13 protein-coding genes are annotated in these 13,379 nt (G+C 58.4%); 2 read left to right on the top strand and 11 right to left on the bottom strand.

What is annotated here, in order from left to right; all coding sequences use genetic code 11:
* Positions 1–4 precede the first annotated feature (4 nt).
* From MY494_RS07345 to MY494_RS07325, 5 genes are read right to left on the bottom strand one after another with little or no spacing between them, the layout of a single operon-like run.
* Positions 5–649 carry an ABC transporter ATP-binding protein gene (locus MY494_RS07345; protein WP_247909583.1) on the bottom strand — a complete coding sequence of 215 codons (645 nt, stop codon included), beginning with the start codon at positions 647–649 and terminating at the stop codon, positions 5–7.
* 59 nt (positions 650–708) lie between these two features.
* Positions 709–1,506, bottom strand: a complete 798-nt coding sequence (locus MY494_RS07340) for an ABC transporter permease (protein ID WP_247909582.1) — start codon at positions 1,504–1,506, stop codon at positions 709–711.
* On the bottom strand, positions 1,506–1,979 hold the full coding sequence (locus MY494_RS07335; protein WP_247909581.1) for a DUF1997 domain-containing protein: 474 nt from the start codon (positions 1,977–1,979) through the stop codon (positions 1,506–1,508). Before MY494_RS07335 ends, MY494_RS07340 begins: the two co-directional genes overlap by 1 nt.
* A 3-nt stretch (positions 1,980–1,982) precedes the next feature.
* Positions 1,983–3,053, bottom strand: coding sequence for an SLBB domain-containing protein (locus tag MY494_RS07330; RefSeq protein WP_247909580.1), 1,071 nt, complete (start codon positions 3,051–3,053; stop codon positions 1,983–1,985).
* 23 nt (positions 3,054–3,076) lie between these two features.
* Positions 3,077–4,060, bottom strand: a complete 984-nt coding sequence (locus MY494_RS07325; protein WP_247909579.1) for a hypothetical protein — start codon at positions 4,058–4,060, stop codon at positions 3,077–3,079.
* Between the two features lie 51 nt (positions 4,061–4,111).
* On the opposite strand from MY494_RS07325, the gene MY494_RS07320 reads away from it, so the two are divergent.
* Positions 4,112–4,984, top strand: a complete 873-nt coding sequence (locus MY494_RS07320; protein ID WP_247909578.1) for a GNAT family N-acetyltransferase — start codon at positions 4,112–4,114, stop codon at positions 4,982–4,984.
* Between the two features lie 554 nt (positions 4,985–5,538).
* Here MY494_RS07320 and MY494_RS07315 read toward each other — a convergent pair.
* From MY494_RS07315 to MY494_RS07300, 4 genes are all read right to left on the bottom strand, one after another.
* Entirely contained in the window at positions 5,539–7,518 is a 1,980-nt protein-coding gene (locus MY494_RS07315) for a 1-acyl-sn-glycerol-3-phosphate acyltransferase (protein ID WP_247909577.1), read from the bottom strand.
* A 77-nt stretch (positions 7,519–7,595) separates the two neighbouring features.
* A complete protein-coding gene (locus MY494_RS07310) occupies positions 7,596–9,584 on the bottom strand; it encodes a capsular polysaccharide biosynthesis protein (RefSeq protein WP_247909576.1) in 1,989 nt (662 codons plus the stop codon).
* 17 nt (positions 9,585–9,601) lie between these two features.
* Positions 9,602–10,822 (bottom strand): DegT/DnrJ/EryC1/StrS aminotransferase family protein, encoded by a 1,221-nt coding sequence (locus MY494_RS07305; protein ID WP_247909575.1) that lies wholly within the window; start codon positions 10,820–10,822, stop codon positions 9,602–9,604.
* A 38-nt stretch (positions 10,823–10,860) separates the two neighbouring features.
* Positions 10,861–11,418, bottom strand: coding sequence for a thioredoxin family protein (locus MY494_RS07300; RefSeq protein WP_247909574.1), 558 nt, complete (start codon positions 11,416–11,418; stop codon positions 10,861–10,863).
* Positions 11,419–11,460: 42 nt separating this feature from the next.
* Here MY494_RS07300 and MY494_RS07295 point away from each other — a divergent pair, with 42 nt between their 5' ends.
* The gene (locus MY494_RS07295) at positions 11,461–11,946 is read left to right on the top strand and encodes a hypothetical protein (RefSeq protein ID WP_247909573.1); all 486 of its coding nucleotides are present in this window, start codon (positions 11,461–11,463) and stop codon (positions 11,944–11,946) included.
* Here the strand turns inward: MY494_RS07295 and MY494_RS07290 are convergent.
* Complete coding sequence (locus tag MY494_RS07290) at positions 11,943–12,416, bottom strand: hypothetical protein (protein WP_247909572.1); 474 nt, start codon at positions 12,414–12,416, stop codon at positions 11,943–11,945. The two genes, MY494_RS07295 and MY494_RS07290, sit on opposite strands and share 4 nt — an antisense overlap.
* Entirely contained in the window at positions 12,413–13,321 is a 909-nt protein-coding gene (locus MY494_RS07285; RefSeq protein ID WP_247911990.1) for an FAD-binding domain-containing protein, read from the bottom strand. The genes MY494_RS07290 and MY494_RS07285 overlap by 4 nt, the downstream gene beginning before the upstream one ends.
* Positions 13,322–13,379 lie beyond the last annotated feature (58 nt).

Raw genomic sequence — 13,379 nt, 5'->3', positions numbered from 1 at the left:
ATAGTCAAGCAGCAACCAGTTCGTGCTGGGTTGGGTTCTCGAGCAGTCTTTTGTGGGTCGCAATCCCTTCTTCGAGGTCGTCAAATTCAATCAAGGAGCCATTGTGGAGCAGAAGTGCCCGGTCACAGTGAAATTTCAGGCCCCATAGGTTGTGATCCACCATGATGAAATCTGCCGTTTCGTGGCGCTGCTCAAGCACCTTTTTGCTGCGCTTGCGGAAGCGTTCATCGCCGGCGCTAGTCACCTCATCAATCAGATACACGTCAAAATCAAACGCCATCGAGAGACCGAAGGTCACTCGGCTACGCATGCCGCTGGAATAGGTTTTGAAGGGGCGATCAAAATGTACGCCCAGCTCGGCAAATTCTTCAACTCGGCGAACTTTTTCTTCGATCAGTTCTGGGTCATGCCCGGCATAAATCTTGCTCACAAATGTTGTGTTTTCTCGGCCGCTGAGGCTGCCTTGAAAGCCTCCGGTCAGACCCACAGGCCAGCTCATGCTGCAGTCAGCCTCAATGGTTCCGGAATCGGCTTGATCGATGCCCCCAAGGATTCTTAAGAGGGTGCTTTTCCCGGCTCCATTGCGGCCGAGTAGGGCGACCGATTCCCCCGAGTTCAACTCAAAATTGAGGTTTTGAAAGACGCTCACGCGCTTACCTTTGTGGCGATAGCTCTTGCTGAGGTTTGTGACTTTAATCATGGAAGAGCTTATCGGGTCAAAAGAAGACGTTCGTTATTGCTGTAAATCCATAGGCCGATGCAGCAGCTTAAGGCTGCGCAAGCAATAAGATAGGGCAGTGAGATTACTTCTGGCAAGACATAGTCGGGATTGAACGCGTGTCGACTCAGTTCAATGGCCTGCACGACGGGGTTCCAGCTGATCCAAGGCAGAAGCCAGGCCGGAAGAGCTGCTGTTGAGAAAAACACCCCAGAAATGAACCACAGGGGCCGCATCGCCAGAGGCGCAAACTGATGCAGGCTGGGGTAGCGATGCCCGGCAACCATCAAGATGAGCCCCAGGCCCAGGGCCGTCGCGGCTAAGCAGACGAAGCAGATGGCCAGCAGTGGTGGATCCGCGAGCATCCATTGCTCGCGCATCAGGAAGATCGCCATCGAGATCACAATCAGCACAATCGCGTAGAGCCCTGATTCGACCAGACCCCTGGCAATCACGGTGTCAATCGGTTTGACAGGCCGATAGAAAAACAGCGCTTCATTGGCCTTCATGGCGTTCAACGAGCGGATCGCAATGTCATTGAAGAGGGTAAACAAAACAATCCCGCACATCAGAAATAACGCCACATCCAACGTGCCGCGGTTTCCGCGGATGGCTGAGAAAATGGCCAAGAAGACGGCCATCACACCCAGGGGCTCGATAAACACACCCAGCACGCCAAAGCGCACTTCACTCACGCGGGTCTTGAGCTCGCGATAGACCAAGGCGCTGATCACATTGCGCTGAACCTGCCAGCCACTGATGGCATTGCCCCGAATCGGCCGTGCCATCACTGGACCCCCAACGCTTGACTCAGCCGTCGTTGCAACGTGCGGCTCATGCGTTGATGGGAGGCCAATAGGGCCTTCTGAATCAGAGGCTTCAGCAGAGACCTGGGCACCACCGCGAGCAGGGATGTGCTGCTGGTGGATGCCCCCAGCGATTGCTCGACCCGGGTGTGCGAAGACTGCTCTGAGAAACGGATCGCTCCTGAGAGCTTCAAGCCATCTCCAAGTTGGGGCAGGCCATGCACCGTGATTTTATTAATCGAGACCTCAAGGTGCTGCAAACTACGGCTCACGCTGCAGAAGAGGCGCGGCTGAATGGTGTACCCCGCCAAGGCATAAGGTCGGCTGGGATAGATCCAGCCTTGCTCAGCCACGGGTTGCAGACCCAGGCTCTCCAGCGGTAGCTGCAGCAGCTGCTCCCAGCTCACCGCGGGCAGAGAATAGGAATGGCTCACCTGAGTCCACAGATCGTCCATCGATCAGAGCGCAAACAGCCGGAAGATCGAGGCGGCATTGAGCACAGGACCGAGGGGCTCGACGGCAGATTTCAGCCCATCGGTGGTTTTGGCCCAGAGGTGGCGATCAACTACCACCACATCCCCATCGCGCAGAGGGGGATTGTTGGGATCACCCAAGGGGGCTTGGGGCTTGTAGGCCAGTTTTTTGCCCTCCACGGTGCCGTTCGGCAGCAGCCGCAGCAGTTCCACCGTGTTGCGATTGCCGCGACGGCTGACCCCACCGGCTGAGAGCACGGCCTGGCTCAAGGGACTGTTGGCACGGATTTGCTGTGGCCCAGGTTTTTCCACCTCGCCCACCACGTTCACTGTGATCGATGCAGGGGCAAAACTCGAGCTGGCAATGGTCAGCAGTTCTTCCTCGCTTTGTCCTTCGGCCACCGGGATCCGAATGCTGTCGCCGTCGTAAATCAGGGGATTCTCAATCGGTTCGCCTGTGCGCAGCGCTTCCCAATAGTTCACAACCCGCACCGGATAGCCGGAGCGGATCAGAGTCACGCGGCGCAGATCTCCGCTGGCGGTGAGTCCTCCGGCCTTCTGAATCGCTTCCACCAAGGTGGGCCAGCCTTGGCTGGCGACTGCCGTGGAGGCGCCGCCACTGTTGTTCTGCAGTTGAGCGGTTTCGCTCAAGCCCATGCTGTAAAGCCCAGGCCGCTGCACTTGACCTGTAACGCTGACCCGCAGCGGGCGCGTTCCAACCAGATCCACATAGGCCAAGGGGCGCCTCAACACAGCTCCGTAGGCCTTCTCGATCGCTTTGCGGGCCTGATCCAGATTCAGCCCGGAGACACGGATCGCGGCGACCCTGGGCAGGCTCACGGTGCCATCGGGCAGCACCGCCACGCTGCTATCAAACCCCTCCACTTGGAAGAGTTTCACCTGCAACCGATCGCCGGGACCGAGAACGTAGCGGGGGTTATTGAGAGTGCCGGCCAGGCACCTGAGGTTGAGCAGACCAGTCAGCCCACCTAAGCCAAGACCAACGGCGATCTTGATCCGGGTCGTGCGAGTTTTCTTCCCTGAACTAAAAATCATGGGAGAGAAATTCTGAAGAAACTCTATCGGATACAGAGCCTCTCAGCCCTCTGAAAGCAGTAATCGGCGATGGTCTTTCGTTGAACTGTGTTCTCCAGCAGCTGCTCAATCGCCTGCAACCAACTCTCTTGGGTGTCATCGAGCAGGAGGCCGTCCTGGCCATCGCGCACAAAGCCCGCGTAGGGCGCACGGTTGCTGAACAGACCCGCAGCCCGCAGCCGGGCGGCCTCAAAGAACTTGGTGGGCGAGCGCCCCTGATTGAAGCGGGAGCTCAGCAAAGGTGTTAACAGCAGATCCACCTGACGGTTCCCGGTGTCGAGCAGGTAGGTCTCCCAATCCATCGGGTAGAGCAGACGCGTGCGCGGTAGGTGGCGAAAGCGCCTGCGCCAGGCTGGCGGGACCACCAGCTCCAGTAGGCAATCTCTGCGCCGTTGTTGCAGGGTTTCGAGTAAGGGCAGCAGCCAGCGCCATTCCTCGGTGTGGGAAGCGCTGCCCAGATACGCGATTCTGTGGATTCTTCCTGGATGCAGCAGTGAGAGCGGCGGTTGCAGGGGCAGCTGCAAAATCTGGAGGTCTTGCCCTTGGAGGCTGCGCCTGCTGTGCTCCACCAACCAGCCTGTCGTGACCCAAAGGTCGCTTATGAACTGGTCGAGATGGTGTCGGTGTCGCGTGAGCCCAAACCAGAGTCTCCAGCGGTAGTGCCAGGCTTGTTCAGCGACTGCGGCTGGATCGAGAAGGGCATCATCGAGCACCAAGACAACAGGCGTGCCCCTCCTTCGGAGCTGCCTGAGGCTGGGAAGCCAGCGCTCAGGCAAGCGGCGAACCACCATCAGGGAGCCCAGGTGCTGAAGCCTCTCGTGCTCAGGAGCACTGGCCCCATGGAGTGCGATCCACTGCCGCGGTTCGAGGCCTTCCAGGGCCGACTGGAGCCAATAGGCCTTGGTGGGGGCTCCACCCTCCATGAGCAGACCCACGGGCTGAGGCAGGCTATGCAGGGGATGGCTCACCATGTCAGAGCCGCAGCTCCTCTTCTCCTATCTTGAGCCAAGGAATGAGGAATGAAAATTCAACTCACGTTAGGCGAGTATCAAGATTGTGTTCTTGAACGCAGCGTAGAGACGGTCTTGCTGCTTATACCACCTGAGCGCGTTGGCCCCCTTTTGCCTTGGCTTGGTGAGCAGAGATCGCGGGCATTCGCGGAACTTTCGCCTCGCTATCAATCTGAGTTGGAACTAGATGGGCGTGATCCGTTCTATTGGCATTTCCTGATTTGGAATGCTGCTGAGAACTCCCTGATCGGCGGTCAGAGGCTGTTGTTTGTTGGAGACCAGGGCTACCCCTTCGAAGGCATCTCAGCTGATCAATCCTATCTCGAGCATTGTTATCCCGGTCTGGCCTCTGTGATGGGCTCCCATGGAATCAGTTATGCGGAAATTGGCCGAACCTTTGTATTGCCTGATTATCAACGGAAGCAATGGTTGGGAGAGCTGATCCGCGCCTTTGTCTGTCTCCCGGAAGCACGAGGAATCAGCCGCGCGTTTGGCATGCTCTCGTTTAATCAGTTTGCTTGCTCGACGCGGTGCACAGCAGAGTTTCTTGCTTTTGCGCAGCGAAATCTTCGCAGCGGCTGCCTGGATCTCCAGCTGCCTTCACCACGGTTTCCTATTGAGGTGACCCCGACAGATTCTTCGGAGATTACTGATGAGATTGATTCTCTTGCCGCCCTTGAGCAACATCTCAAGAGCATTGATCAGAGGTTTCAGCTGCCCAGAGTGTTGTCGCCTTACCTGAAGTTGTGCTCAATCCGTTATGAGGGGGTCTCTGTTGCTCGTTCTTACAATGAGATCCTGCAACTGCTTTTTTCAGGTTCATCAGACCAAATTAGCCCCGCGCAACGTCGCTTCTTCAAGCCCTATGGATCGCAGGGCTGATTCAAAGTGTGCCACCAGCCTTCTTGTTGTGCCTGCGACTATGGGTTGAGGTCGGTGGTATTGGCCCCCCCCTCTCAGTGCTCCGAAGCGTTTCTGCCGCAACTGATCTCCATCTGATCAGCTACCTCAAGCCGATCCCGGATGTTCTGATGCGGCCGGGTGTTCGCATTTCAGCCTCGTAGCTTCTGCTGGTGTAGGCGGTGGGCGCTGAGCCAGGCGGACGCGCGGTACACGTACATAGATTAGGCCGCTCCCGGAGCGGGGGCCCGATTCCCTCCTGAGCGCCTCGTCGAAGGCTTCTCTGAAGGAGTAGGTCAACCAGATAACGTTCTACCGATGCATCCGCGATCAGCTGCTTGGCAAGCGCTGGATCACAGAAGTGATCGCCACTGGATCCGCGACACCTAACTGCTAACCGCAGCCTTGATGCTGCTGAGCGTGGCGGGATCCGTCTGCATCTGCGAGGGCCTGCAGGCGGTGAGGGTGATGCAAGACATCACGGCAATGCCGGCGATGGCCACGCGGCGACTACGAGAAAGACCACCACGAACTTTTCAATGAGTCCTGCTAACGCGTCGCCTGAGCGACTCTTTTCGGGCATTTCCTTTGTAGATGGCATGCAAGGCTTCGGTCAGCGCTTGGTTTGTTGCATAGTCACGGCTATCGATAGGTTGATCTTGGCTGCAAACAATGAGAAGAGAATCACCGCTGAGGCGATCGAGGAGTAGGCGTAGCGGGTTCCGGAACTCCTGTTGAATCTTGCCTGCTTCTTTGGATTGATAACGAATGATCCATGGATAGACAACGGCATCATTCTCACGGGCCAAAAAAGCAACGCTGCTACTGAATCTCTCTTCAATGCTTGTTTTCAGTGAGCCGCTTGGAAAGATGAAGAATCGACCGTTGCGTTTTAGGGAGCTGTTGCTTTTGCGTAAGGTCGAGGTTCGTGATTGAGGGCACTTGTAATTCAGGAGAAGATGCCCATATCTGGTGGTCGCGTAGCGAAAGCCCGGGAGCAGAAAGCGCAGGTGGAGCTGCGCTGTTGTGGCGGCTGGCATCTTAAAAAATCCATGCACGAGGAGCACGTCCAACGCGCTTTCATGGTTTCCGATGTGTAGTTCTGCTCGATTCGCGAACCGCATATCCGAGCGCTCCATGATCACGGTTGCTCCCAGAGCGTGAAGACACCGTTGTGCGGATTGTTCAAACAGCGTTCGGCCTAGCTGTTTCTTACCGAGGCCATAGGCCAACCAATGAATGGCATAGTGTGCATAGGCCATCCCCAGTTGACCGAGTCTTTGGATCAGCGTGAGTGGTCGATGGAGAGGAGATCGATCGGTCTTGGCTGCCTGCGCAATCGTCTGCGCACTGGGCAGCACGAGGAATGTCTGGTCAAATGGGAAATATCCATCAAAGTTTCCATTGATCTGCGTCTTTTCGATGGTGTATTGATAGAACTTTTTGAAGAGCTCACGGTCGCAAGGTGTTGGATTACTCCAGAACTCATCGAGGCTTTGTTGATCGCTTAATCCTTCTAAGTTGTAAGGAGAGGATCCCAGCGCCTTCAAGGGGATGTTGTGGTACAGCGCTTGGAATCCAACCGAGCTGTTAATCAGAATGCATCCCTGACAATTTGGATTTCTGAAAATCGCGCTTAGAGGACTGTCGTGAAAATAAAAAACCCTATCTTCTATGTCGAGGTGTTGGCACGCCCTCTTGATCAGTTGTGAATAATTGTTGTACCCCCGATCGCGCGGGTGATGTTTGATAAACAGACGTTGATGTTTCTCGGCATGAACAGCAAACGAGACAAGGGTCGTGCCAATAAAGTCGCCGACGTCTCGGTAAGGAGAGCCATGCTTCAGCTGGCTATCGGTTGCCACTTGGAGAATGACCAAAAAGAACGGTTTCCCCTTCCACAGCTGTTGCTTAATCGAACGCTCTGAAATGGCATATATGTATTTGCGAAAAAAGCCGCGCACCTGAGCGAGCACATAGCTGGGTTTCGGTTGCAGCTTGTGATCCCCTTCGCAGATTCGATAGCGTGTCAGAGCATGCTGTATGAACGTTGGAGCTTTCCAGACTTTTCTCCAGCGAAGACCAGCTTCGCGTTTTGCTTCAGGCAGAGTCTCTACAGGAGGCAGCTCACGGTAGAAACTGGCAGGTTGATTGAGATTGCTCCTGCAATTCACGCGATTGGGTTCTAGAGTCACATAGTTGGGTCGTAGATATCCAAGTTCAAAGACCCAGCTCTCCAGTTGACGACCTTTGTTGTTTTGTTCTCTCGTCAGTTCAATGGCAATCCGGTGGGGCCAGATAAAGTCGCCATACATGAAAATATGGTGAATTTGCTTTTCCTCAATGACCTTGGCTAGAAAGTCTTTGAACTGAACATCAAAATCTCCAGCAAATCTAATCTTCTGGTCATTTCTGAAGCCAGGTTCGCGTAGCGGTAGCGATAGCTTGTAGACCTGAACGCCTTGGCTCTCCAGGTGCTTGGCAAGTCTTGAAAAGAAGGACCCAATCGGCCCCATTAGGAACAGTACCGGTCCTTCAATGTCAATGACCCTCGTAGAGGCCAAGAGCCCGTCCTAAAATCTTTGTAACTTTATCACAAGTCTCGTGTTGAGAATACGGGTCTGGGCAGCTTGCTCTTGAGTGCTCCCCACCAGCGGAAGAGCCATTGCTCCGCATTCAGTTGTGCTTCTCCTGGTTGGGCTGTGGCCACCTGAATTTCCTCGATCACCCGCTCAGGGCTCGTAGGACTGAGGCTTCTGTGGCTCACATAGGTTGGATAGTCAATCAGGCAGGTATAGGCAAAGGTCTCTAGGTTCAGCTTTTGATGGGCGCGTCGTTGGAGCCAGGGATGTTGTTCGAGCATATCGATCGTGAATCCCCAGCCGGCATAGAACGGAACGCCCCAGGTTCTCACTTGCACTCCTTGAAGTGCAGCTTCAAAGCCGCCTAATGATGTCATCACGCAGACTTCATCGGATTGTCGCAGTAGGGAGTGAATACAGGTTTCATCGGCGAGTTCATCCCACAGGCACTCCAAGCGTTGTTGTCGTCTCATCCCTGCGCAAACATCTGGGTGTGGCTTGTAAATCAGCCAAGCTTGTGGATGCTCGTTTCTGGCGGCGACCAGTAAGGCGCGATTGGAATGAACAGATGTCTCTCGTGGAATCCCCATTCGGATTGACGCATCATCTTCCACCTGGCCGAGAACGACAATGACTTCTCGGCCAACCGCTTGTGGCGGTGGGCTCCACTCTTTACCGCTGAGATTGTATTTGCTGATCTTCTGTTGCTGAATCCTGGTGAGAAGTTTGCGAATGCGTTGCTGCTTTGAGTCGCTTAACGGTTTCGCGCACAGCAGGGCGGTCTCGAGGCCGCTGGCTCGACTGCCGTCATAGTGGAGGCCTTGTTGATCGAAGATCCAGCTCTGCGCCTCCACGAGGTTCGCTCCGAGGCCCCGTGATCGGATGAAGCCGTCTTCGACGCGGATTAGGGGGATCTTTGACCTCTCGAGCGCTTTTGGCGTGGAAGCACCCCAGCAGATGGCGGCTTGGCAATCTGCACTCGGTGTGCCGCCCTTCCGCCGAAAGCGCAGCGTTTGATGCTGATAGCGGGGAATGAATCGCCTCAGTTGACGGGCTTTCCAGGGCGTAAAGCCAAAGGCTTCAATTCGATCTGGCCAAGCTTCCCTGTAGCGCTTCTGATCGGCGATCCAGGTGATCACTTCTTCTGGTTCGGTCGATCTCAGCGTTTCTGGATTGACGTAACGCGGATACTCAATGAGCGCAGCGTGGATCAGCTGGTCGAGTTCTGGGTTCTTGTTTGTGCGTCGCTCCGGCAGCTCGCATCTGTCCTGTGTCAGCCCCCATCCGGCATAGAACGGAAGGCCATAGGTGTAGACCGGTTTCCCCCAAAGCAGCGCCTCAAAGCCCACCTGGCTCGATACAACATAAACAGCGGAGGCGTCCTCCAGCAGTCTGGATGGTCCTCCGCCATCTGAGCAGATCTGAATGCGCGGGTGATTGAGTTGCCTTCGTGAGAAGTGTCCTTTCTTTTTGCCTGATGTGACATCAGGGTGTGTTTTCAGGAGAATGGTGTGATTGGGCCAATGCTTGAGGGCGTCCTCCAGCATTGTCTGAAAGCTGGATGCATCCGCCAGCCCATAACGGATCGAACAATCACCGCGGGTTTGATCCACAACCAGCACATACGGTGTTTCAGGTGTTGCGGAGTCAATGGTGTTGTTGTATTTGCTGACTCTGCTGATTTGCCACAGCTCACGAATTTTCTGGGCGCGTCTTTTCTCTTGTGACGTCAGTGGCCGCTGGATTAGGCGCTCCAGGCGGCTTTCTCGCGTGCAGTCGTAATAGATACCGAGGTCGTCGACGCAAATGCTGAGGGGCATGGCCTCATGGCCCAGCCCCATGGATCTGAGGAATCCGTCTTCCAGCCTGATCAGCGGTCGTCCTGTGCGCAAGCTGCGCCGTTCAACCCGTTTTGCCGATGGTTTGCGGCCCCATACATAGAGACATTCTCTACTGAGGCTGAATCGTTGGATATAGCGCTCGGCGATCGATTGGCGCACGGCTGTGGCTGCTTAACTCAGGCGGCGACTTGTGCTGTTCCGTTCGCAGCTTCTGACTTCGCAGTCAACTGCTGAAGCACCTCAATCACCCGACCTTGCTGCTCGGCGCTGAGTTCGGGGAAGATCGGGAGACTCAGGACCTCAGAGCAGAGCCGCTCGGTGATGGGCAGCGAGCCGGGCGCGTAGTTCAGGTGGGCATAGGCCGGCTGCCGGTGGATCGGGATTGGGTAATAAATGATCGTCGTTACGCCAGCGTCCTGCAGCTGCTGCTTGAGCCAGTCGCGGCAGCAGGCCTCGGGTAGGCCGAAGTTGGCGTTGTCAGCGGAGGGGGTGCAACTGGAGCTGCAGGCCGGGTTGGGGCTGCAGGTGGGGACGCGCACCACGAACTGGTTCCAGCTGTGGCCAGCGGGGCCGGCCTTGGGCAGGGCGAAGCCGTCGCTGCCGCTGAGTTCTGTGCGGTAGCGCTGGGCAATCGCGGTCCGCTTCTCGACCCAGCTACTTAGGTGAGGCAGCTTGACGTTGAGAACGGCGGCCTGGATGGAATCGAGACGGCTGTTGTAGCCGAGTTCGCTGTGGAGATAGCGGCGGGGCATCCCGTGCACCGCCAGCTCCCGCATGCGCTGGGCCAGGGCTTTGTCTTTGCAGGTCACGGCACCACCGTCTCCGGCACCACCGAGGTTTTTGGTGGGGAAGAAGCTGAAGCAGCCCACGTCGCCCCAGCTGCCCACTGGGCGTCCCGCCCAGCTGGCGCCGCTGGCTTGGGCGCAGTCCTCGACCACCTTCAGGTTGTGGCGCTCTGCGATAGAGCCAACCCGCTCCATGTCGACGGGCCGGCCGAAGAGATGGACCGGGATCAGGGCCTTGGTCGCCGGCGTGATCGCGGCCTCGACCTGATCCAGATCAATCAGATAGGAGCTCTCCTCGACGTCGACGAAGACCGGGGTGGCGCCCACCGCGCTGATGGCCTCGGCCGTGGCAAAAAAGCTGAAGGAGGCGGTGATCACCTCATCGCCAGGACCAATGCCCAGGCCGCGCAGGGCCAGGATCAAGGCATCAGTGCCGCTGTTGCAGCCCACAGCAAAGGGAGTACCAACGCTTTCGGCGAAGGCTTTCTCGAACGCCGCGATGACCCCTCCGCCGATGTATTGACCGCTACGGAGGACCTCTAAAACCGCTGCATCCAGCTCAGGCCCGAGCTGCGCCAGCTGTTCGGTGAGGCTGAAAGGGGGCACCTGCATGCCGGCAACCTTAAGGCCCTGATTCGGTTCTCGGCCTTTTAGGCCTTCGCCGGATGCCACTTGATGTTGCAGCCAATCGAGGGGCGCTGATCGGGATTCACCGCGTTCCCGGCCAACAGGTCATCAATTGCAGCCCGTAGGTCCGCACCCGTGAGGGGTTCGTCGTTGCCGGGACGGCTCGAATCCAACTGGCCGCGGTAGACGAGCTTGTGCTGGCTGTTGAACAGGAAGAGATCGGGGGTGCAGGCCGCCTGGAAGGCCCTGGCCACCGCTTGGCTGGCATCAAAGAGATAGGGGAAGCTCCAGCCTTGGCGTTCGGCCTGGGCTCGTAAGCCTTCGGGGCCGTCCTGGGGGTGGGTGATCGTGCTGTTGCTGGAGATCGCCACGATCTGCACCCGTTCGCCGTAGTCGCGCTCCAGGCGGCCCAGTTCGGGCTCGATGTGGATCACATAGGGGCAGTGGGCACAGATGAACAGCACCAGCACTGGCTTGGACTCCAGCGCTGTGGTCTCCCAGCGTCCCCCCGTGGCCCGCTCCAGCGCGAACGCCGGCAGGGGCGTTCCCAGGGGCAACATTTCAGACGGGGTGAGCACCATGACAACGCCACCAGAATGGGGCTGATTGTGCCCTGAACTGCCTTGGGTTGGCCCCGTCCCGCAGCGGCTCTTCTGGCTTTGGCTGTGGTGGGTTGCGTGCCCGCCCACCGCAGCGCCACCTGGACGATCTACCCCTTGCAACGCTCCCAGCCCCACGACGGTCTGGCGGTGGTCAACCAGCCCGACGGCTACGGGCTGCACATCTGGCTCGCGACCGACACCCGAGAAGCTGGGGTCTGCAAGCCTCGCTGGCTGGTGGATCCGGCTCGCCTCTTTAACGGCAACGGCAGCCGTCCCTTCAGTACGGGTTTGGCAACCCGTGAGGAGTTTTTTGAGGCGGCAAACCGCAAGGACGTGCAGCGGGTACTGCGGCAGGAGCTCCAGGCGCTCTGCCGTCAGCGCGCACCCAAGGCCCGTTGGCGGTGGACGGCGCCGCCCCGCAGCGCCGCTGAGGTCACGGCTCCCTCCTTCCCGATGTTGGAGGAGCGGCACCTGCTCAGTCCCCCTGAGGAGAACGCAGCTTCTTAAGTCTGCGGCGCCCAGTCGGCCCAGACTTCCCGTTCGGCTTGCCTCCAGTAGCGGCTAAAGCGCCCCAGATTCACGCCCTCGTCGAGCTCGACAAATGGCGCTGGATCCAACTGCACGACCGGTAGGGCTCGCTCGAGTTCGCGGCAGATGCTCTCAACCCGGGGGTCCACGCTGGAGCTGGTGACGATGCCGCCTGCGCCATGGGCCTGGGCAAAGCGCAGCACCTCACGAGCTACATCCCCGTGGCGCAGGCTCACCGGCAACTCCAGCAGGCACTCATAGAGAAAGCCGATGCGCTTCAGGCTGACGGCCTCCGGCGCGGCGTCCTGGGGATCGGCGGTGGTGGGGCTCTTGCCCCGCAGCAGCTCGCGGTCGAAGACGAATACCGCCGGCTGACCGGGGTGGGCCAACAGAGCGGGGTTGCTGGGGCCTAGGGCGTCGCCGTGCAGCCAAAGGATCGGATGCTTCATCGGTTTGGCTTGGCGGGACGGCTGAAGGCGGAGGCTTTGGAGCTCGAGGGGCGTTGGCGGCGGTTGGGGCGATCGCCCGTGTCGCGGATGGCGGCTTGCTGCTGGAACAGGCGTTGCTCGAGCTCCTCGTAGCTGGCCTCAAACGGGCAGCCCTTGGCGCTCAGTCCGCAGTCCTGGCAGTAGCGGCCATCGCTGTAGCGCTCCAGGTTTGAGCGGTTGAAGAAGTAGGGCTTGTGGCTGAAGCTGCTGGCCACCCACTGCCAGCTGAGGTTGTTGCTGGCCGGGTCTCCATCCAGCAGATGGCGCAGGAACCACTGGGCGCCTGCTTGCCAGCGGATCCGCCGCCAGTGCACGACATAGGCCGCCAGCCACATCCGGGCGTGGTTGTGGAGCCAGCCGGTCTGGTGCAACTCCTGGATGAAGCCGTCCATGCAGGCCAAACCGGTCTGACCTTCGGTCAGATCCGCCGGGAGTGTCTCGGCGTAGGCCCCGGGGTGATGTCCGGTCTTGAGGGGTTCTTGATCCCTCCAGATCCCATCGCCCAGCTGAGCCCAGAGGCGCTGCCAGTAGTCCCGCCAGCCCAGCTCATTGATCAGCTTTTCGCTGGCCTGCCGTTGCTTGGTGCGGGCAAAGACGGCATCACGCACCTCCGCCAGGCTGATCGCCCCATGGCGGATGTAGGGCGAGAGCCTGGTGACGGGACCACTGAGGAAGTTGCGGGCCTTGGCGTAGCGCTCGGGCTTGACCTTGTTCAGCAGAGCCTCGGCCTGATGGCGGCCTCCTGGGATCGGGCTCAGGTTGCCGCTGGCCTCGGGAAACAGCTGTTGCAACGCGCGCTCCAGCTCGCTGCGGTCGGTGAATTGGCGGGGAAGATCGCCCGGGTGCTCATCCCAATTCAGGGGCACTCCGCGCAGGGAGGGACTAGCCAACGGCGGGGTCTTGGGGGCCGTTGATCCTGCCCGG

It is taken from the genome of Synechococcus sp. A10-1-5-1 (genome assembly GCF_023115425.1).
Classification (GTDB): domain Bacteria; phylum Cyanobacteriota; class Cyanobacteriia; order PCC-6307; family Cyanobiaceae; genus Vulcanococcus.
This window is presented reverse-complemented; position numbering and strand designations above follow the sequence as displayed.

What these genes read in the sequence shown, in the direction of transcription:
- MY494_RS07340 (WP_247909582.1), bottom strand. Translation starts at nt 1,506, where the DNA reads ATGGCACGGCCGATTCGGGGCAATGCCATCAGTGGCTGGCAGGTTCAG.
- MY494_RS07335 (WP_247909581.1), bottom strand. Translation starts at nt 1,979, where the DNA reads ATGGACGATCTGTGGACTCAGGTGAGCCATTCCTATTCTCTGCCCGCG.
- MY494_RS07330 (WP_247909580.1), bottom strand. Translation starts at nt 3,053, where the DNA reads ATGATTTTTAGTTCAGGGAAGAAAACTCGCACGACCCGGATCAAGATC.
- MY494_RS07320 (WP_247909578.1), top strand. Translation starts at nt 4,112, where the DNA reads ATGAAAATTCAACTCACGTTAGGCGAGTATCAAGATTGTGTTCTTGAA.
- MY494_RS07315 (WP_247909577.1), bottom strand. Translation starts at nt 7,518, where the DNA reads ATGGGGCCGATTGGGTCCTTCTTTTCAAGACTTGCCAAGCACCTGGAG.
- MY494_RS07305 (WP_247909575.1), bottom strand. Translation starts at nt 10,822, where the DNA reads ATGCAGGTGCCCCCTTTCAGCCTCACCGAACAGCTGGCGCAGCTCGGG.
- MY494_RS07300 (WP_247909574.1), bottom strand. Translation starts at nt 11,418, where the DNA reads ATGGTGCTCACCCCGTCTGAAATGTTGCCCCTGGGAACGCCCCTGCCG.
- MY494_RS07290 (WP_247909572.1), bottom strand. Translation starts at nt 12,416, where the DNA reads ATGAAGCATCCGATCCTTTGGCTGCACGGCGACGCCCTAGGCCCCAGC.